The organism is Paraburkholderia sp. LEh10, assembly GCF_017814945.1.
Lineage (GTDB): Bacteria > Pseudomonadota > Gammaproteobacteria > Burkholderiales > Burkholderiaceae > Paraburkholderia.
Genome location: NZ_JAGIPX010000051.1, coordinates 1 through 20,986, shown reverse-complemented (window position 1 = coordinate 20,986; position 20,986 = coordinate 1). Strand labels below are relative to the sequence as shown.

General features: G+C 56.4%; 15 protein-coding genes and 3 pseudogenes. 8 read left to right on the top strand and 10 right to left on the bottom strand.

Translation table 11 applies throughout. From position 1 onward, the window contains the following. Positions 1-442 precede the first annotated feature (442 nt). The 6 genes and pseudogenes from J8I87_RS31785 (at position 443) to J8I87_RS31760 (ending at position 6,210) form a co-directional block, all read left to right on the top strand. Positions 443-1,079, top strand: a pseudogene (locus J8I87_RS31785) (nitroreductase family protein). Positions 1,080-1,261: 182 nt separating this feature from the next. Further along, positions 1,262-1,807: a carboxymuconolactone decarboxylase family protein gene (locus J8I87_RS31780; protein ID WP_209936133.1), complete on the top strand. Its 546-nt coding sequence runs from the start codon at positions 1,262-1,264 to the stop codon at positions 1,805-1,807. A gap of 148 nt (positions 1,808-1,955) precedes the next feature. Next, positions 1,956-2,651, top strand: coding sequence for a glutathione S-transferase N-terminal domain-containing protein (locus J8I87_RS31775; RefSeq protein WP_209936132.1), 696 nt, complete (start codon positions 1,956-1,958; stop codon positions 2,649-2,651). 133 nt (positions 2,652-2,784) lie between these two features. Further along, positions 2,785-3,235: pseudogene (locus J8I87_RS31770) on the top strand (N-acetyltransferase family protein). A gap of 424 nt (positions 3,236-3,659) precedes the next feature. Then, entirely contained in the window at positions 3,660-4,181 is a 522-nt protein-coding gene (locus J8I87_RS31765) for an acyloxyacyl hydrolase (protein WP_209936179.1), read from the top strand. A 1,438-nt stretch (positions 4,182-5,619) separates the two neighbouring features. Next, entirely contained in the window at positions 5,620-6,210 is a 591-nt protein-coding gene (locus J8I87_RS31760) for a hypothetical protein (protein ID WP_245254312.1), read from the top strand. A gap of 442 nt (positions 6,211-6,652) precedes the next feature. On the opposite strand, the gene J8I87_RS31755 is transcribed toward J8I87_RS31760, so the two are convergent. The 5 genes from J8I87_RS31755 to J8I87_RS31735 form a co-directional block, all read right to left on the bottom strand. Then, positions 6,653-8,149 carry an efflux transporter outer membrane subunit gene (locus J8I87_RS31755; protein WP_209936131.1) on the bottom strand — a complete coding sequence of 499 codons (1,497 nt, stop codon included), beginning with the start codon at positions 8,147-8,149 and terminating at the stop codon, positions 6,653-6,655. A gap of 40 nt (positions 8,150-8,189) precedes the next feature. Next, positions 8,190-11,345 carry an efflux RND transporter permease subunit gene (locus J8I87_RS31750; protein WP_209936129.1) on the bottom strand — a complete coding sequence of 1,052 codons (3,156 nt, stop codon included), beginning with the start codon at positions 11,343-11,345 and terminating at the stop codon, positions 8,190-8,192. 16 nt (positions 11,346-11,361) lie between these two features. Then, on the bottom strand, positions 11,362-12,591 hold the full coding sequence (locus J8I87_RS31745; RefSeq protein WP_209936128.1) for an efflux RND transporter periplasmic adaptor subunit: 1,230 nt from the start codon (positions 12,589-12,591) through the stop codon (positions 11,362-11,364). Positions 12,592-13,112: 521 nt separating this feature from the next. Continuing rightward, the gene (locus J8I87_RS31740; protein WP_209936127.1) at positions 13,113-13,751 is read right to left on the bottom strand and encodes an FMN-dependent NADH-azoreductase; all 639 of its coding nucleotides are present in this window, start codon (positions 13,749-13,751) and stop codon (positions 13,113-13,115) included. Continuing rightward, positions 13,751-14,185 (bottom strand): GNAT family N-acetyltransferase, encoded by a 435-nt coding sequence (locus J8I87_RS31735; RefSeq protein WP_209936126.1) that lies wholly within the window; start codon positions 14,183-14,185, stop codon positions 13,751-13,753. The genes J8I87_RS31740 and J8I87_RS31735 overlap by 1 nt, the downstream gene beginning before the upstream one ends. Positions 14,186-14,275: 90 nt before the next feature. Here J8I87_RS31735 and J8I87_RS31730 point away from each other — a divergent pair, with 90 nt between their 5' ends. Further along, positions 14,276-15,685 (top strand): PLP-dependent aminotransferase family protein, encoded by a 1,410-nt coding sequence (locus J8I87_RS31730; protein ID WP_209936125.1) that lies wholly within the window; start codon positions 14,276-14,278, stop codon positions 15,683-15,685. 425 nt (positions 15,686-16,110) lie between these two features. Then, a complete protein-coding gene (locus tag J8I87_RS31725; protein WP_209936123.1) occupies positions 16,111-16,566 on the top strand; it encodes a DUF3788 domain-containing protein in 456 nt (151 codons plus the stop codon). A gap of 157 nt (positions 16,567-16,723) precedes the next feature. Here J8I87_RS31725 and trpS read toward each other — a convergent pair whose 3' ends face one another. The 5 genes and pseudogenes from trpS to J8I87_RS31700 form a co-directional block, all read right to left on the bottom strand. After that, positions 16,724-17,734, bottom strand: coding sequence for a tryptophan--tRNA ligase (trpS, locus tag J8I87_RS31720; RefSeq protein ID WP_209936122.1), 1,011 nt, complete (start codon positions 17,732-17,734; stop codon positions 16,724-16,726). 176 nt (positions 17,735-17,910) lie between these two features. Then, positions 17,911-18,354, bottom strand: coding sequence for a universal stress protein (locus J8I87_RS31715; protein WP_245254311.1), 444 nt, complete (start codon positions 18,352-18,354; stop codon positions 17,911-17,913). A 969-nt stretch (positions 18,355-19,323) separates the two neighbouring features. Further along, positions 19,324-19,893: pseudogene (locus tag J8I87_RS31710) on the bottom strand (IS630 family transposase); the annotation flags it as partial. Further along, the gene (locus tag J8I87_RS31705; protein WP_245254310.1) at positions 19,865-20,305 is read right to left on the bottom strand and encodes a hypothetical protein; all 441 of its coding nucleotides are present in this window, start codon (positions 20,303-20,305) and stop codon (positions 19,865-19,867) included. The gene J8I87_RS31705 and the pseudogene J8I87_RS31710, both read right to left, overlap by 29 nt. Before the next feature lie 195 nt (positions 20,306-20,500). Continuing rightward, positions 20,501-20,986 (bottom strand): sensor histidine kinase (locus J8I87_RS31700; protein WP_245254309.1); only part of this gene is annotated, 486 nt, incomplete at its 5' end.

Here is a 20,986-nt window from a genome sequence, read left to right as displayed (position 1 = left end):
CGCCCTCGCAAAGACGCATTCGTCTGCAAGTAAGGGCATTCGAATGAGACGACTGCATCGTGCCGAGACGCCCCACCATCAAGGAACGGATTGCGTCGTTGATTTGATCCTTTCTGGCATTTAATTGAGCAAATGCAGTCTCGAAATTGGTATCAGACAGGCTTACAGTGGAGGCTCCTAACCACTTGATGAAAGTGTCGCACAATGAGCCGTTTCCCTGTTTCAGTCATCGAGTCCGCCACCGGCGCGGCCGTTGATAGCTGTGCACGGGTCAACAACGTTGCCGGCGCTCGAGTCCCGAAAACGCTCACCGGTTACCTTCGTCCGGTCTCAATAGACCAGCTCAGTAACACCGAAGGCGTACAGCTTTGAATGACAACAGCTCTGCATGAAAGAAAACAATCTTGTAGCCGAACCTTTCGCTTAAACCATAGGAACCAGCATGACCAACGCAACCATTAAGACCAATGCCGTCATCGAATGTATTCTGAGCCGTAGCGCCGCCAAGTACTACGATCCCGCCGCCACCCTGAGCGACGATCAGATTCGCGAACTGGGTGCGTATCGGCACCTCGGCGCCCACGTCCTTTCACTTGCAGAACTGGCGCTTCATCGCCGTCCGCACACCCGAAGCCAAGGTAAAGCTCAGTCCGATTGCCTGGAATCAGCCCGCGATCACCGATGCTGCCGTTACCTTCATCGTCTGCGGCCAACTGGCCGATTCCAGCGTGATACCCGATCGCCTGGCTCCTCTGGTGGAAGCCGGCGTCATGCCACCAGAGATGGTGCCGGAATGGGAAATCCCGGCGCGCGGCCTGTACATGGAATACCCGCAGCGCCAGCGAGACGAGGCCGTGCGCAGTGGCACCTTTGGGGCGGCAGCGATGATCTATGCGGCCCGCTCGCTAGGACTGGGTTCTACGCCGATGATCGGCTTCGATGCCGAAGCCGTGCACCGCGAGTTTGGTCTGGCCGACGATGAAGTGCCGGTCATGTTGTTGACCGTAGGTGCAGAGCGTCCCGGAAACTGGGCACAGAAGCCACGTCGTCCCGTGGCCGATGTTTTGGACCTGGTATAAATAAGTCGCCGCAGCAGTGACCGTGGCGACCGATTAAACGCCGCCAGGTGAGAGGCGTGCACAGGCACTTCCCACTTGAAGGCCTCAGCTTCGACCCTGCCTTGGGCACGAAGTAAGCCGACGGACAGTTCCCACAAGGGCTTCCCTCAATTAGTGAAACGAGTTATCTAAGGAGTACTGAAATGCCGAGAACTATTGCACTATCGCCGGAACAGGTGCCAGCCGAGTCGAAACCGACTCTCGATGCCTTCACGAAAAACATCGGATTCACTCCGACCATGATGTCATCCTTCGCACAAAGCCCGATCGCGTTCAACTCGTGGGCGACGCTGCTTGGTTCCTTGAGCAAAGCGCTCGACGTGAAGACGCGCGACAGTATCGGTCTGGCCGTCTCCGAGGTGAATGGGTGCAACTACTGTCTGTCGGTTCACAGCTTTACGGCCAAACATATGGCCCAACTGCCGCCGGAAGAAATCGTTCTCGCCCGGAAGGGCCATGCGAGCGATCCGAAGCGGGACGCCGCCGTGCAGTTCGCGCGCAAAGTCATCGAGACACGGGGCCAGGTCACCGATGCCGATCTGAAAGCCGTCCGTGATGCCGGATACACGGATGCGAACGTGATGGAGATAGTCGCGCTCGTCGCCATGTACTCCCTGACGAACTTCTTCAACAACGTATTCGACCCGGAGAAAGACTTTCCCGCCGTTACGCCGGCTGGCTCAATTTGAACCCTATTCGGTTGCATGAGCCGTCTCGCGGAACCCCTGGAGGTTTCGTGTGAGGCGCGCATAACGACGGAGCCCGGGCACCCAGAGGAAAGAGCCGCGGGAAGGTGTCCGGGCTTTCCGTACAGACGGCCGAGTGCAGGAGAAAAAAGTGACACTCAATCATTCAATTTTCACACGCTGGCCGGCGAAGCACCCAGATAGGCTCCAGCTCTTTTCCCTGCCGACACCCAACGGCGTGAAGGTGGGGATTATGCTGGAGGAGACGGGTCTCGCCTATGAGCCCCACCGCATCGACATCATCGCAAACGAGAACCAAGATTCGGCTTTCCTCGCGCTCAACCCTAATGGCAAGATTCCAGCGATCTTCGATCCCAACGGGCCGAACGGCCGGCCACTCGCATTGTTCGAATCGGGAGCAATCCTCGTTTATCTCGCCGACAAGACCGGACAGTTCCTCTCGACCGATCCAAACACGCGCTACGAAACGATCCAGTGGCTGATGTGGCAGATGGGTGGTGTGGGGCCGATGTTCGGCCAAGTGGGCTTCTTCAACAAATTCGCCGGTAAGGCGTATGAGGACAAGCGACCGCGCGACCGCTACGCAACGGAGTCAGCGCGTCTGCTCGGCGTTCTTGACGAACGGCTGGCGACTCGCCAATGGGTAATGGACTACGGCTATAGCATTGCGGACATCTCACTGCTCGGCTGGGTGCGCAACCTGATCGGCTTCTATGAGGCACGGGAACTCGTCGGGTTCGACCGGTTCAAGAATGTCCAGCGCTGGCTCGATCGTGGTCTCTCGCGGCCAGCGGTACAGCGCGGGCTCCTAGTGACTTCCGCCTAGCGAAAGGCTGAGGGGAGAAGGCGCTTGCGGGGCGACGCGGTGCAGCGGCTATTGAACACCGCGAATGATGGCCAGTGTATTAATACATGCCGGGTTTCATCATCCTTGGCATGTCTTATTTGAGGAGCGTTCTATGCAATCAGTCCAGATCCGAGCCATCGAGAGCACCGATTTTGATATCTGGCTTCCGCTGTGGAAAGGCTATTAGCGATTTTACGAAGTGGCTATCCCAAAGCCCGTTACCCTCCAGACTTGGGCACGCTTCTTAGATCCAGCAGAACCGATGTACGCGGCGCTTGCCATCGCAGGAGAACAAGCGTTAGGGCTGGTGCACTTGATCTACCCACCGATCGACCTGGACGACCGGCAATTATTGCTATCTGCAGGACCTGTTTGTTGCCGACAATGCGCGTGGCGGCGGCATCGGCCGGGCGCTGATCGAGCATGTTTTCGGGCTTGCCGCGCCGGAGTGCGACAGGCATCACTGGCTGCGGTGGCAACATCGTGCCCCTCAGCTCGGACCACCGTTACCGTTACCCCTCGACCCAAATCTGCATGTGCAGCTTTATGCACCATTAAGTTAGCGGTGACTTCGCGATACCCGCGTCATAAGCCCGGTCACCGTGCACCACCGTTAGCACCGAAGACTTCAGGCTAAGTTAATACCAATCGATCTTTCGACTGCACATCTTGCGGTACCGCGAATAAAATCGCCTCCGGTAACTTATGGAGATTCGCTTAGCGGTGACTTTTCTATACGCACGTATAGTCGTGTCAACACTCCGGGACGTCTCGTACATGGGTAAACTCGTTCCTTAGCAGTCAGCCGTAAAAAAGCTACGTTTTTCGTCGATGTGCGGTCCCGATTCATCCTGTCCGGTTCCGCGTAAGGTCAATCTATAACCCAATCGAACGCAAGTGAAAAATCCGAAAGGACTTCTCCGACATCCAATTACTCGAGTCTTCTCCGGCTTAACGTCTCGTTCACTTATTGGGGCCACCTCGTTGATGGCGCTCTTATTCGCCGCACCGGGGCTCGCTCGTGCGGATCAGTTTGGAATACAGCTCGCGGGCGGCATCGCAAACAGTCATGACGTGCACGAGAGTAAAGTAGATATCGGAGGTATCTGGGACCCACAGTTGTCATGGTGGGAGATCGGTGGCTGGCACTTTACCGCAGTGTTTGAAGGGCATGTCGCTTACTGGCACTCGAGCACAGCCGATGTGCATGACAACATTTTTGAATTTGGCGCGACGCCCGTCTTCCGTTTTATCAAAAGTAGTGGAGCGATTCGCCCTTTCGTTGAGGCTGGGGTCGGCGTCCGACTGCTTTCGCATCCTTCAATATCCAGCCACTACACGATGTCCAGCGCTTTTCACTTCGCCGACATGGCCGGCGTGGGAGCCAGCTTTGGCGACCGCCAACAATATGTGGCCGGCTTTCGCTTCCAGCATCTATCTAACGCAAGCATCAAGGAACCGAATCCTGGTATTGACTTCGAGCAGCTATACGTTCAATACAATTTCTGACGACTTCCAGTTGAAGTTCGGTTGCTTCAAGGCGTATGGATGCGAGACTGGCGCATGGAGATATGATAAATACCGATGAACCCAAGATCCGCTCTTCGTTTGAACCCGGCTGGTTGCGACAGTCTTCTGGAGCGCACTGCTCGACGAAGTGAACAAACGCACCCGAAGGACTAAAACCTTGGCAACGCGCGCTGTATCCTCCGTATCTCAACTTGACCTGAACCGCCTGATGACTCTCCTCGATGTTCAGGTGATCGGATTTTCAGAGTGCCTTGTCAGCCCCGGTTTCAAAGTCATCATCGACGGTCATACCACGCCGGGCCTTCATTACATTGTCTCCGGCACAGGTAAACTTCACGTAAGAAACAGACCATCCGTAGAGTTGCAGCCCCACACGCTGATTATCGCTCCGCCCAGGTGCCCGTTGGAACTCGAGTGCCCGCTCTAAATGGCTCGCCCGGGCTCGCTACCAGCATCTTCGCGCGCCGGGAGGACGCAGAACTAGTCAACTCGATATATCGATTCAATGCGGACGAGTCCGAGCCGAAGACGATAATGATCTGTGGCGTTTTTCAGGCACGCTATGGCTTGTCAGCTAACCTATTCGATGCGCTTTCCACTCCGAGGGCGATAGAGGCCGCGACGACGAGATGAGCTATTTTCATATTTTCCTCCAAGGAAATCTCCTTCGCGTGATATCGGCTGTTCGATGGAATTAGTGTAGAGCGATGCACTCCTGAAGTTGAGTGTCACCAGAACAATTCATTGTTGACGGTTTGCGCACCCATGAACCATTCTGATATGAGCTGATGCGTTGATCACCAGAATCCCACGCCGACGCGTCCCGATGAACGATCTGTCACACTGTTAGGACCTCACTCATTCACTGTTACTGCGTAACGATGAATGGCCATCCAGTCACGATTATAGAAAATTGCTCGTCTTAACAATCGCAAGTAACACTGCCTGCCGCGATACGCCGCCGAGGCGACACACGCGACCTCTAATTTCATCGAGGTTGTTAAAACAGACAAAACACCGCATTCTTGGAACGCTCGAATCTGCGCTCCATCCCTGCTTGCGCTAGCTTGATTAAGCCGCACATCCCGGCCCAATTACGCCACCCTAATACACGACGGTGAAGATTTCTTCGACCGTGCGTTCGTCTGCTGGCTAGTACGCTCGCATCAATTGCAGCTGGGTACATCCCGAGCAACCGAATGTCTCCGATATAGTATCCGGATGGAATCGACAAACTACATGCGCGTTTGGCGCAACCGCTCCAAACCGAAATAGGACGAGTGAATTTCCCGAAACAAACGCCGCAAGATAAGACAGGCGACATAGACCAACGACGCGGGATATCGGCCCCTTGAAAAGGGGCCGCGATGTACTCGGAGTGCACATGTGAATTGCTTTTTTTACTTTCAGGGACGCGTTGTTCAACGAAGACCAACATAACGCGACGGCTCTCATTATCTTCGATGCGGCGCAAAGCCACCTGCCGGCGCTCGCGGCGATCACACGGCGCACATGTCATTTCCGCGCTGATCTGCCAGTGATGATGATCGGCCGCTCGTGGAATTGCCGGGCCGTAATTGAAGCACTGGATGCCGGGGTCGATGAAATCGCCATCGCGACCGCTGGCGTGGATGAGATTATGGCGCGGGCACAGCGCCTCATCGTGCGCCGTCACCGCTCGCAGGCAATAGACCGGCTGACGGTGGCTGGATACACGATCGACCGGACAGCCCGCACCGTGAGGTTCCGCGACCGCTGTGTCTGGTTGACCGCGCGGGAACTGAGCCTCGCGTGGCTCCTAGTCATGAGCCCAAGAAATTTAATGAGCCGCGAGCAGCTTGCGGCCGCCGTCTGGGGCAAGGGCGCGGAACTGGCGGGCAGGGTCGCTCGAGCAGCACATTTACAAGCTTCACTCGAAGCTCGCGCTCGACGATCAAAGTGGACCGCAGCTGCAAACCGTCTATGGCCTTGGTTATCTCTTCATGCCGAAGTCACATATTGTCAATGAATATTCTGACTCAAGTCCTTCAATAGCCGCCTGATCGATACGGGCGGGGCACACTCCCGATCGACACGGCTTCCTGATAAGCTCGGCGCCGAGCGAAAGGTATGTTAAGACTTCCGCCCGCCCACGTCGGGTACGTCGCCCAGAGTCGTGTCGTCACGATATCGGAGGTCGACTCGAATCCACCAATCGCGTCGGATGTTGACTGCCGTTTCCCGGCGGATTGACGGTAAGCGTCCTCGGCGGGGCTGTGACTTACTGCGTCACGAACTCGCGATATCTCATGGAGCACAGATGAGCGGCCATGCCGGTGCACAAATCGACGGACCCGCAAGACGTTCCTCCCAGCGGCGACGGATACAGTCCGTCACTGAAGCGAGAACATGCAAGCTATTGCGACAAAACCTCGGCGCCGATAGACGGCTGCCCTTCATCGGCCCGCAGTTCAACCTGCATGCGAGGTTACATGTGCATAGCCCGCAGTAGCATCAGGCGCTAGTGGCTTGTCACCCGAGTGCTCCAACCACCCCCCACCGAGAGCTCGATACAGGTCAACGATGCTCGTCCATCGCGCGAGTCGAGTAACTACCAACTGTTGCTCTGACGAGTAAAGATCGTTCTGGGCGGTCAGCACCGACAGATAACTATCCGCGCCGTTTCGATATCGTGCGTACGCTAGATCAAAGCGGCGCTGCTGTGCGTCCTGGTTGCGTCGAAGGGCCGCGATCTCGTTGTCGTAGGTCCCACGCGCAGCAAGGCCATCTGCGACCTCACGGAATGCTGACTGGATCGTTTTCTCATAGTTCGCAATCTGTATCTGTTTGAGAGCTTTTGCTCGATCCAGATTCGCGATATTCGCGCCCCCCTCGAAAATCGGCAAGGCCATCTGCGGAGCGAAGCTCCAAGCCGCTGATCCGGCCTTGAAAAGGTCCCCCAATGTCGGACTCGCTGTACCGAAAGCTCCGGTGAGAGAAATTCTGGGGAAGAACGCGGCCCGCGCCGCTCCAATGTTCGCGTTAGCTGCAATCAGTCGCTCTTCGGCCGCCATGATGTCCGGACGACGTGAAAGCAAATCCGACGGCAATCCCGCGGGAATATCTGTGAGCAGATCCTGGGCGTCGAGTGACAACCCGCGCGGCAGATCGTCCGGCAACGGTTCACCAATTAGAAGCACGAGCGCGTTCTCGGCTTGGGACCGAGCACGGGCTTGCGCTTCGAGATTCGCCCGTGCATGGTCTACAACGCTTTGCGCTTCCCTCAGGTTAAGTTCAGAGCCAGCCCCGGAGTCGAACTGAAGCTTCGTTAACTCGTAGGAGGCTTGCGCCGTCGATAGCGTATTTTTCGTGACAGTCAGAAGGTCATCGTATGCAAGCAACGTCAGGTACTCGTCGGCAACCTGGGCCACAAGTGCAATCTGGACTGATTTTCTCGCCTGTGCCGTTGCGAGATATTGCGAAAGAGCTTCACCGCTCAAACTTCGAATGCGTCCCCATAAATCGATCTCCCAAGACGTATTTAAGCCAACGGTATAGTCCCGGGAAACGGTTTGTCCAGAAACTGCCAGATCTTTTGGCGTCCGTTGTACGCTCGCCCCGGCCGAGGCATCAATTGCAGGCAGCGAAGCAGCCCTTGTTATGCGGTACCGATCGCGATCGGCGTCAACGTTGAGAACAGCCACGCGCAAATCCCGATTATTGCTGAGCGCGATTTCGACAAGTTTTTGCAGTCTCGGATCGGCAAAGAATTCACGCCATCCAATATCGGCCGCAGCCCGCTCGTTCGCACTTCGGCCCCCGCCGTCACGATCGGACCGCGTCGCATACGCCCCGCCCGTGGAATATAGGCTCGAGGTTGGCGCTGCAGGACGTTGATAGGCGGGAATCATTGTGCAGCCTGCCGCCATAAGCGTTCCCGCTACGATGGTTAGAACAAAGGGTCTCATTGAGGTTCTCGTTGATTTCGTCGTCGGTATGGGTGGGCGCCTACTGCTCATGCTCCTCCACGGTGCTCATGGCCTCATCGACACCACCACCCTTACGACCGAACATCGTTCGTACCTTCACGTAGAACATCGGTATCAGGAAAACCGCCAGGAAGGTCGCCGTCAGCATCCCGCCGATCACTCCTGTCCCGATCGCATGCTGACTAGCGGACCCTGCTCCATTACTGACGGCAAGCGGAAAGACTCCAAACATGAACGCGAGGGATGTCATGATGATAGGGCGCAGCCGCAGGCGCGCCGCCTCAAGCGCCGCATCAATCGGAGCCATCCCTTGCTTATCCTGCAGTTCACGCGCGAATTCGACAATGAGGATCGCATTTTTTGCTGACAGCCCGACGGTCGTCAAAAGACCGACCTGGAAGAACACGTCATTCTCAAGACCTCGGAATGTCGTGGCCAGCAGCGCGCCGATCACGCCGACCGGCACGACCATAATCACGGAGAACGGAATCGACCAGCTCTCGTATAGCGCCGCGAGACAAAGGAACACAACGAGAATCGACGTGCCGTAGATGATCGGAGCTTTCGAGCCAGACTGAACTTCCTGGAACGACAACCCAGTCCACGAATGACCAATGCCTGCAGGCAATTTCTTCGCGAGCGCCTCCATTTCCGCCGTAGCCTGTCCGGTGCTCTTTCCAGGCGCGGCCTGACCCAAAATCTCAACAGACGACACACCGTTGTAGCGTTCGAGCTTCGGTGAGCCGTACGCCCACCGGCTGTCAGCAAAAGTGCTGAACGGCACCATCGTCCCGGCGTCGTTGCGTACATACCATCGACTCAGGTCTTCTGGCGTCCTTCTAAATGGCGCGTCAGCCTGCACATAGACCCGCTTTATCCGACCGTCAGCGTCGAGGAAGTTGTTCACATATTGAGATGCCCACGCGATAGACAAGGATTGGTCGATCGCGGACGGCGACACGCCAAGCGCTTGCGCTTTCTCCCTATCGATATCGACCTCGTATGTGGACGTGTCGTTTAGGCCGTTAGGGCGTACTAGCGAAAGTACTGGATCTTCGGAAGCCATCCGTAGCAGTTCATTTCGAGCATCCATCAGAGCCTCATGTCCAACGCCAGCGTTGTCTGTCAACTCAAAGTCGAAACCAGACGCCGTACCCAATTCACGGATTGCAGGCGGGTTAAAGGGAATGACTTTTGCATCCTTGTATTTCGCGTAGTGTGCAGCCACACGCCGAATCAACATGTGAACGCTTTGATCTGCGTGCCGCCGCTGTTCGAAGTCCTTCAGTTTCACAAATGCAAGACCCGCGTTTTGTGCCCGGCCGGCAAAGCTGAATCCATTCATCGTAAACACCGAGTCTACGACGTCCTTCTCGCTCGTCAACAAGTAGTCGTTGATGTCTGAAAGCGTGCGTCCAGTTATTTCCTTCGTCGAACCAGGCGGCGTCTGCACGATGACAAACATGTACCCTTGGTCCTCGTCTGGAAGGAAGGACTTCGGCAACTGTATGAAAAGTGCTGCAACACCAGCGATAACGGCGAGGTAGATCAGTATCCACCGCCCGGAGCGTCGGATGACGTGATGCACACCGCCCTGGTACTTGACTCGACTAAGATCGAACATCCGGTTGAACCAGCCGAAGAATCCTCCCTTTTCGGTCTTATGACCGCGCGGAATCGGCTTTAGGATCGTCGCGCAGAGCGCCGGGGTCAAAATCAGTGCGACGAGCACCGACAAGACCATTGCCGAGACGATAGTCACAGAAAACTCTCTATAAATCGCGCCGACAGATCCACCAGAGAGCGCGACCGGAACAAACACAGCCGACAGGACCAGCGCGACACCAATCAGCGCGCCTGTAATCTGTCCCATCGCCTTGCGAGTTGCCTCTCGTGGTGAGAGTCCCTCTTCCATCATCACGCGTTCTACGTTCTCAACGACCACGATCGCATCGTCGACGAGCAGGCCGATCGCGAGCACAAGTCCAAACATCGACAGAACGTTGATCGAAAAACCGAGCACGTTCGCGATGCCAAGCGTGCCAAGCAAAACAACTGGTACGGCAATTGTCGGGATCAACGTCGCACGCAGGTTCTGCATAAACAGGTACATCACCAGGAAAACAAGCACTATCCCTTCGATCAGTGTCTTAACAACTTCCTCGATAGATTTATGCACGAACGGTGAGCTGTCGTACGGATAATGGACCGCCAGCCCGTGCGGAAACGATGCCGACAGTTCCTTCACCTTCGCTTGAATTGCGCTGACCGTCTGCAGGGCATTAGCGCCCGGCGCAAGCTGGATTCCGAAGCCGGCAGCAGGCTGCCCCTTAAACTTTGTATCGAAACTGTACGTCTCGGCGCCCAGCTCGATTCTAGCCACGTCTTTCAGACGTACGTGGGAGCCGTCCTGATTAACCCTCAACTGGATGTTACCGAATTGCTCTGGCGTTCGGAGAAGAGTGGCTGCGGTAATGGTGGCCTGCATTACAGTGTTCGTTACCGCTGGCGTGCCCCCAATCTGCCCGGCAGCAACCTGCACGTTTTGATTCGATATCGCATGCGTAACGTCTAGTGGCGTGAGCGAATAGTTAGTCAGCTTGGACGGATCAAGCCAGATCCGCATCGCATACTGTGAGCCAAGCAAACGTGTCTGTCCCACACCGTTGATACGGCTAATGGGATCAAGAACATGCGACGCGACATAATCCGTCAAGTCGACGTAAGACATGCTCCCATCATCGGATGTAAAAGCGATCCATAACAGGTAGCTGCTAGTTGATTTCGTGACCTGCAAGCCCAGCTGCTGGACGGCTTGGGGTAGAAGCGGTGTCGCAAGGGATAACTTGTTCTGCACCTGGACCTGTGCGGTGTCCGGGTTTGTGCCCGGGGCGAACGTAATCGTAATCGTTGAGCCGCCCGAGTCATCGCTGTTCGACGACATGTACAGCAGATGATCGAGACCGCTCATTTGCTGCTCGACGACCTGAGTCACCGTACTTTCGACGGTTTTTGCGGAAGCACCGGGATAGTTTGCCGTGATCTGGATCGCAGGCGGTGCGATTTGTGGATACTGAGCAACTGGAAGCGCGATGATGGACGCTGCACCCGCAAGCATCAGGATAATCGCAATCACCCACGCGAAAATCGGGCGATCGATAAAGAACTTGGACAATTGACGCTACTCCTACTCAAACGCCAGAGGCTGCAGATTGTGAGGCGGGCGCACCCGGTGAAGGGCTGCGCCGGGAGACAGGTTCAACGGAAGAGCCCATTACTGTCGCCGCATTTGTCGCCGGAACAGCCTTCACCGTCATGCCGGGACGCACTTTTCCTGCGCCTTGGACGATCACTCGATCTCCCGGCTGCAAGCCACTGTCGACGACCCAGTCACTACCGTACGTGCCAGCGGTGACCAGTGAGCGCGCAACCACCTTGTTATCGGCGCCAACTACCAGTGCAGTCGCCCGCCCCTTCTGGTCGTGCGTGACACCAACCTGCGGTACAAGAAACGCATGTTCATCGATGCCTTTCTCTACGCGCGCCTGGACGAACATGCCAGGCAGCAGGACGCGATCGGGATTCGGAAACACCGCCCGCAACGTTACAGAACCTGTAGATTGGTCTACGGTCACGTCAGAGAATTGCAAAGTGCCCTTGTGCGAATACTCACGACCGTCTTCAAGAATCAAGGTGACTTTGGCCGCATTTGGACCGGATGTCTTTAGATGCCCTTCCTGAATCTCGCGACGAAGCTTGAGTCCGTCGAGGCTTGCTTGTGCGACATCGACGTATACGCGATCCAGCTCCTGAATGGTATCCATCAAAGTTGCCTGACTCGCCTGAACGTATGCGCCCGGCGTAACCTGCGATACGCCAGTGCGACCTGTCACGGGTGCGATTACGTCGGTGTAGCGAAGATTGATTTGTGTCGACTCCACTTCGGCCTTTCCTGCAGCGACATCAGCGGCAGCTGCTCTCTCTGCGAAGACGGCATTCTCGTACTCCTGTTCGCTAACCGCACTCGCCGCGACCAGCACCTTATCTCGCTTTGCCAAGGCGCTCGCGGTAATAAGATTTGCTTCGGCCTTGGCAAGAGCGGCCTTTGCGGCATCTACCTTGGCGATGTACGGAGCTGGGTCGATCTTGTAAAGGCGTTGACCTGCTCTTACTTCACTTCCCTCAACAAAGTCGCGGCTAAGTACAATCCCGTCTGCTCGTGCACGCACCTGTGCGACCAGATACGAGCTAGTGCGTCCCGGCAGCTCAGAGAAGATGGGTACTGTTTGTGGATTCACCGTCACAAAGCCAATTTCAGGTATTTGAGGGCTTGGAACGGATTCCTTCTTTCCGCACGCTGCTAATCCAATAGCGGAAGCCGCAATCACAGTTATTAAGTGAAAAGGTTGTCTAGTACGCATATGCTACATCTCGTCAGAACGGTCGTATCATTGGTCGCCACATAAGAACGGCTAACCCCGCTCAAATCGGTCGTTGTTATGGGAGCAAAGCTGGTAATGGCGCGAACGGAGAGACAAATCGCGCGATGTGGTTCTCGGGAAAGGATTTCAGAAGCAGCGAACGAAACGCGTTTTTCTATGCGCGACCCGAAGACCGGCGCCGAACAACGGACTCGGTGTCCGTTCGCGTACCAAGCCGCCATTGTGATTGGTGAGCCTTTTTGGGATCGCTGGGAGCGCTAGTAATGCGTCGAGAAGATGCCAAAATGCCACCACACTCCTCACCGGAAATTTCTTAAGAAACCTACCTAGGCAGATACTGGTTCAAACTACCCATTTGAAACAACAACCAGCCGACGGATGCTTCATATCGACAAATAGCCGACTTGACTGTGGTCTTCGGCATCGCGTCGCCTCAAGCACTTTGACATTCAGACGTCGTATCCGCCGTGCAAACCATCCGTGGTAGAAATCGAACTTTGCTACCGTCCAGTCCGCTCTGTGTTGCGCACAGACCGGAACACCCGAGATGAAAATTCAAGCGATGCGGTGAGTTTCGCCCGCGCGATCGCAATGTCGCCCGCTGTCGGGTCTTGCCCCGCCAGATACACGAACTCGGTACTATGGATCCCGATAACAGAAAAAACATGGCGCAGATACGGCGTAAGAAAATCAGGTTGACTCGCTCTTTCGCCAACGCATGGAGTGCTAGAGCGAACAAGAACCAGTGTCGGGCGATCTTTGAGCAGCCCAATCTTCCCCCGAGTCCCTCGTTTGAACGTGCGTCCATCACGCACAACGTGATCGATCCATAACTTCAGTGCTGAAGGCACCGCGAAGTTATGCATCGGCGTGGAAATCAGCACGTAAGCACTCTGCTCCAGTTCAACGATCAATTGTTCGGAATCCGGGAAAGCATCCGACGTATGCGCCCATGACTCAAATAGACCCTGCGCGTACGCCGCTGAAAGGGCGCGCAACCCATCGGAAGCCATGTTGCGCGTCACGAAACGGACTTCCGGGCGTCCAAACTGGAACTGTTCGATAACGTCGCGTGCCAACTGGCCACCCAGTGAGCGCTCACCGTGCGGGCTGCATTCCAACAGAAGAAAGGTGCTCATCAGTCAACCGCCTCAACAAAATGCAATCCTGTTGCCAGCAACCCTTGTCGGAAGTAAAAGCGCTGAGCAAACGCGTTCGACAAACCTGTGTCGAGCACAAGCCGATCACAGCGCAGTCGTTTCGCCTCTTCACGTACCGCTTCAATCAGTCGTCGCCCAAGGCCTTGGCTGCGTACGCCGGCGCTTACCACCAGATCATCGATATAGACGAAGCGACCGTACAGCAAGTTTTCCTGGAACCGATAACCCGCCAGCGCAACGATCTCTTCGCCCTGCCATGCAGCGAGCAGCCGGTAGCCCTGTTCTGACTGCCTTCGGAACTGTGCGACAAAGGCTTCCGGCCCGATTAGATTCGGTCGCAACTCCAGCATGACGGCATAGCAGGCGATACAATCTTGATCGTTGTCGATATGACGTAAGGAGGTTAATGTCATGGCGATATCCGAGTTACCGAGTCGCCAGTTTAGAAGGAGGGTGACCTACTCAATAGGCACAAGAAATATTCAACGGACTGGGACATCGAGATGGACTTACCTGACTTCAAGTCGCTGACAGATCACGAGTCGCCGATCTATTTGCAGTTGTATTCGCGTTTTCGAAATGCAATCGCCACCGGCAAACTGGCTCCTGGCGACCGCGTGCCTTCGATTCGAAGTCTCGCGAGTGAGCTGAATCTCGCACGCGGTACTGTCGAGGCGGCATATCAGATGCTGAGCAGCGAAGGCTACCTGATAGGGCGCGGACCGGCAGGCACGGTCGTGTCTCCGCAGCTTGATGGGCGCGTCGGCGCTATGACACCGGTTGGGTCGAGCGTTCTTCCCCGATCAAGTCAGGTCAAACTAGCCGGCTCTAAGCCTTTGCAGTTGGGATTGCCCGCACTGGACGCTTTTCCCCGGAAAACCTGGGTTCGGCTCGCTGGGCGAAATTTGCGCGCGATAAACGTCGCGGACATGGTCAACGCGGATCCCAACGGATATGAACCGCTGCGGCGGGCGATCGCCGCTTATCTGGCCGTTTCACGCGGTATCGCCTGCACGCCCGATCAGGTTTTCGTAACTGCAGGATACCGCGGAGCGCTGGAACTGATTCGACGCACCTTGTTCCGGCACGGTGATAGCGGCTGGTTCGAGGATCCAGGGTATCTGCACGCTCGGCGGTTCCTGGAAGATGCCGGCATGCAATTGGTTCCGTTGCCGGTAGATGACGATGGCCTAAACGTGGAAGCCGGCCTGCGTCACGCGGCTGACGCCCGGTTCGCAGTGGTTACGCCGACACATCAAAGCCCCTCCGGCGTCGCCCTGTCACTACCGCGAAGATTGGCGTTATTGGATTGGGCGCAAGCTCAGCGCGCATGGATCATCGAAGACGATTACGACAGCGAATTCAGATACGACGGCCGTCCTCTGCCTCCGCTGAAGAGCCTCGACCATGGAGGACGCGTGCTATACGCTGGAACATTCAGCAAGGTGCTATACCCAGGATTGCGACTGGCCTATCTGGTGGTTCCAGAACCGGAAATCGGCAAGTTCCGGAACTCGGTGGCGCAACTAGGAAGCAGCCCGGTCCTTTTTCAGGCCACCGTAGCCGATTTCATGGAGCAGGGCCATTTTGCTCGCCACATCAAGAAAATGCGCTCACTTTATGCGGCAAGACGTGATTATCTGGTGCAGGCTCTGGCTCAGGTGTTCGGTGATGTGTTGCTAGTTCCCGAACGCGCGGGGGGAATCCATGTGGTTGCATATCTAAAACCAAAGTACAACGATAAGGCATTCGCAGCCGCGGCCAATGCCAAAGGTTTAGCAGTAATGGCCTTGAGCGAATGGCACATACGCCATCGATCGCCGGTTGGCCTGCTGATGGGGTTCGCCAATATCGCCACTTCCGAACAGGCTCTAAAGCAAGTCCGACGGTTGAGAGATGCTGTCGACCACTGATATGCGCACGACCTGAACATATCTGCGTTTCACGCCGCGCATATTTCCAGGCCGCAGTGACCGGCTTAATTTTGTTACCGCGTAACAGCTAGATGGCGCTCGCGTATCGCGCCCTAGCGCTCTCGCGGGAAGCGTCGCCGAATGCCGTCATGTTCGTTACACAGTAACGAAATGCCATGAGTTGAATTCACTGAGTTGAAGCTTATCTTCACTGCCGACGACACAGCCATTACAGTCCCGATTAGCGCGCCGGGTCGGGCCGCATCGAGAATCGGTGAAGTTGGATACTGCCACTGCAGCCTCCAGAGGTTATGAAGAAGCCTTGAAAAGCATTCTAATCACTCGCCAGAAGCTCATGTAAGATCGTTGGTGAGAAGAGCACCTGCACCACCAAAAAGCATTCCGCCTACGAAGAGGAAAGCAACATGAAACAGTCTCCCGAAATCGGCGATAGGATCACCGACAAATCGGCACCGCCTGATGAGCGAACTTTACGCAACTGGATGGGGGCGGAGGCATTCAAGCATTGGGCCGGCCTGCAGGACTGGATCGACGCGTCCTACCCCGGTGTTTTCGCGCCAGACTGGCTCTATGGCGGCAAGAAACGCGGTTGGTCACTGCGCTACAAGAAGACCAAGGCCTTTTGCACCTTGCTGCCTGAATACAGGATGTTGTCCGTTCTTGTGGTCTTGGGGCGAGCGGAGCGGGAAAAGTTTGACGAGCGTCGTTATTCCTGGAGCCCGAAGTTGGTGAAGCTCTACGACGAAGCCCATCCATACCCCGACGGGAAATGGTTGACTGTTGCCGTCTCGTCGGCAGATGATCGACATGAGCTGACAGAGCTTGTGAGTATGAAGCGCCCTCCTCTAACGCGCGGTTGAATTCGCGCAGGCCCTAAGCCGTCGGGCGCTGAGCGGCCAACTTCACGCGCTCGCGGTCACGTCGCGCGCGATTTTCGTCGACAGCTTTTCCAAAAGCTGGGTGCCGCTGGCGACAATCGCGGGCAATCGGCAAATCGTCGAAAGCGGCTGCTTAGCTCTAGAAGTAGCTTAACCCGAGCGCGCCTTTGACCTCCGACAGCGTTTCCGCGGCCACCCCTCGCGCACGCATCGTACCGCAGCGCAAGATCGCGAGCACCTCACCCCTGTCTTTCTCAAGCTCGCGACGGCGCGCCCGAATGGGTTCGATAAGTGACTGCAGTCGCTCGTTTAGGACCCGCTTGACCGCACTATCGCCCAAGCCACCACGACGATAACGCGATTTGAGCTCGTCAACCTTCTGTACGTCGGGCTCAAATGCATCGAGGAACGCGAACACGACGTTACCATCTACCCGACCAGGGTCGTTGACCCGCAGGTGGTTCGGATCGGTATACATGTCGTTGACCGCCTTCGTAATCTCGTCTTCAGTGGCCCCCAGAGTAATCGCGTTCCCTAGCGATTTGCTCATCTTGGCTTTGCCATCGACGCCGGGCGATCGAGTAACCTGCGAGAGCACGGCTTCGCACTGCACCAGTACAGACCGGCCAACACTGTTATTAAAGCGGCGCACCAATTCGTTGGTCTGCTCGATCATAGGTAGCTGGTCATCGCCCACCGGTACGCGCGTTGCCTTGAACGCTGTGATATCCGCTGCCTGACTCACCGGATACGTCAGGAAGCCGGCCGGAATGTCTCTCTCGAAACCCCGTAGGCGAATTTCCTCCTTGATTGTAGGGTTACGCTCAAGACGCGCGACGGTTACGAGGTTGAGCAGATACTGAGACAGCTCCGCCAATTCTGGTACCTGTGACTGGATGAGCATGGTGGACTTCGTCGGGTCGATTCCGACGGCAAGATAATCGAGTGCCACTTCAATCACATTCTCGGTTACTTTCTGATGTCGGCCGACGTTGTCGGTCAACGCCTGTGTATCTGCGAGAAGCAGGAACTGCCGTGCTTGGTGCTGCAACTGAACCCTTGCGCGCAACGACCCGATATAGTGGCCGAGATGAAGCGGGCCGGTGGTCCGGTCCCCGGTCAGGATGGTAGGACGGTTTGTATACGTCATAGACTACAGCCCTATTGTTTAATGGCACCAGCCAGTAGCACAGAAACTCAAACGCCACCAGGCCTGGCGGCATCACGCGGAGCGACCAAAGCCGCTGGAGGCCCCCATGATGCGGATGATCTCGCTCATGACGATTTTCCTCAATAGATGAGAGGGGGACGCGTCCGGTTGGAAACTCAGCCCGCAGTGACGGTGACGATCATCGCGCCCTTTAACCTTTCCAACAGGTCGAGGTGAAGCGGGCGACTGCCGTACCATCTCGCGAAGCCGGTTTTCGCACGGTGACCGACGACGATCAGGTCGGCGCTCAATAGTTCGAGCATCTGTGATATTGCATCTGCAGCGTGGCCAAATACGAGGTGGCCGCGTGCAAAAATGCCATTCATACCTAGCTCGTCGATTGCGTCTTTCAAGGCAGACCGCGCGTTCGCTTCCAACTGCAATACCAGGACTTCGCTCAACATGCCCCCAGTCATGGCTCCCGTGCCGATGCAATCGACAACTGTAACGACGTCGACAACGGCCGAAAGCGCTAAAGAAAGGGAGGCACATCGAAGCAAAGCGGACTTTGCTTCGGTTGTTCCATCATAGAACAGTAGTATTCTGGAAGCATTCGGCATTGCAAATTAGGCGTAGCAGTCAATGAAGCGTGAATCTGGTCAGTCGATACGATTGAGTCAATACGAGGCTTACGCGCAGGGTGATCCGCGGGGAGTAACAAATTTCAGAAAAACTACAGAATTTTCATAGGAAAGGTGGGAAACCGGTCATCGGAATTGCCGGAATATGGAACAACAGGCATTCGCGAATGGGGAATATGCCATCGCCGGATGGGAACGTGAGCCGGTCCTGCTCAAGTCACCCATCCCGAATGCATCCCGCTAGAAATCCGAGCATTGACAGAATCTTCAGCGCACGCCCTCCGATCCGCTCTGCGCGCGCGATTCGACGATCTGCATACCTTTGATGAGTCGACCGTTGTGGAAGTAAAAGCGTTGCGCGCGCGGCATCTTGTCCATGCCTTCTTTTCCTTGATGGGTCGCCTATGGTATCCATTTGCTGAGACCGACTGTAGGGCCATGAAATGATTATTGAGCTAGGCCATCTTCGATGTTCGACCGGCCCGACGCTTTACAAACACCAGCGCGTGGACCTGACGCATCGCTCGCGATTTCCGTTCTTCCCAACCAATCTCGGACCTCGGCCGCCTATCTCTGAACGCACCTGTACAGAAGGGCGACGCGGTTTAGATAGGCGTGTGAGTCGCGCAAGGAGTAGTTGAGTCAACGCTCGCGGCACGCGCGACTGTCACGAGATTGAGCAGATACTGAGACAGTTCCGCCGATCTGGTACCCGTGACAGCATAAGAATGGTGGCTGGACGGCGAGTGTCGGATGAGGCATTGGGAGCGGTGATCACGACAGGCAACCCGAACGCGACCGAGTGCTGCCCATCGCGGCCTTGGCAAGGAGTTGGCGCGTATAGAACGGGCATAACGTCCGCGGGCAACTTCCGAAACGGAGTCTCCCAAAACCATGCGTCGGCATAATCAACTCGGAACGGCGCCTAACTTAGACATAGACCTTTACTCATAGATCAGAAATATAGGCGACAGACGGATGCCTGAAAAACGAGCGCACGAGCTCTGGGTTTTGCTGGACCTGTGCAAGTTGATCGTGAACTTTCGGACCGAGCTTTTCGCCCTTGCGCAAGGGATTTCGCGCGACGCCTGTGCGCTTCACGTGGCTCCATACCAACTCATCCGGGTTGAGGTCCGGTGCATAGCCGGGCAGAAAGTGCAGGGTCAGTTTGCCGTTAGTACTGGCAACGTAGTCCTTCACGACGGCCTTTTTGTGTGCGGGCAGTCCGTCGACAATCAGATGAACCGGCCTCTTCCGATTGAACATCAACTTCTTGAGCAGCGCGACGAACAATTCACCGCTGAGTCCCCCTTCGTACGTCGCAAACCAGAACCCGCCCTTCGAGTTGATGGCGGACGCCGCCCTCATACTCTGCCGTCGACCGGGGCGCTCTACGACCGGTGTTTCGCCGCGTGGCGCCCAGGTCTTGCCATGTACCGAGTCGGCACGAAAGCCCGATTCGTCCCGGAAGAAGATGTCCGCCTTCTGCTCACGAGCACGTCTGGCGATGGATGGATACCCGCCGCTCGCCGGTGTGATAGCGCATCAGCATCGAAAGCAGCTTGTCGCTGTCAAGCCGGTCCGTCTTCGCGCGACGGGTACGCCGGTTCACCTCGATACTGGCCGAATCCATCACGAGATTGGCGATGCCCTGCTCGGTCAGCCAGCGGTGCAGCCAGAAGCCGTCGCGGCCGGCCTCGTAACAGCTGTAGACAGGAGTATCTGCGCTGAGGTGGCAGCGCACCCTGGCTTTCGCGATGGCGGTGAGGAGCGCGTTGGTATCGCCTGCGGCGACCGTACAGCGGCTGGGTGCACGCTGGCCATCACCCAGTGAGAGCTTCCAGCTTTTCTCGCCCAATTCAAAGGCCATGTACAGCCGGCCACCTACTGTCGTATTCTGCCCACGGAGGGTTGTGTCAGGCGCATCCATTTGCGTGCTCCTTCGGAGAAACGAGTCTGGAAATCCCGTTTTACTCCAGCGGGCTTACTTCCACAGCCCTCCCGCATAGCATCTGAGTCAACACGCCGGCCAACATGATTGTCGCGGTCCAACTCACTTCAATTCTGTACCGCGCGTTCACGCAGGATAGCGAAACGCCCAGAGGTCCTCGCTCCTGCGCGGCAATCACGACGAAACGACTGGATGGGCCGGCACGCTGAACTGAACGACAGCGCCGCGGGGCAGGTTCGCACTCGCCCACAACCGGCCGCCGTGCGCGTCAATGATCGAACGGCAGATCGACAGCCCCATCCCCAAGCCGGTGGACTTTGTGGTGTAGAAGGGGGCGAAAATGTGCTCGGCGCTTTGCGGAGCAAAGCCCGGCCCCGAATCGCGCACTGTCACGAGCACGCAGCCAGAGTCAGTTTTGCCTGTGCTGACGAGCAATTGTCGCGCGCCATCGCTGACGCCACTCATCGCCTCGAGCGCGTTCATGATCAGGTTAAGGAGCACCTGTTGCAGTTCGACACGGTCTCCTTCCATGAATGGCAAGCCGTCCGCGAGTTGCGTCTGTACCGAGGCACCGCTCTTCGAAGCTTCGCCATGCGTGAGCTCGATCACCTCGCGGATCGCCTCGTTGATGTCCACCGGCTCCTTCCGCGGCGGCGCCTT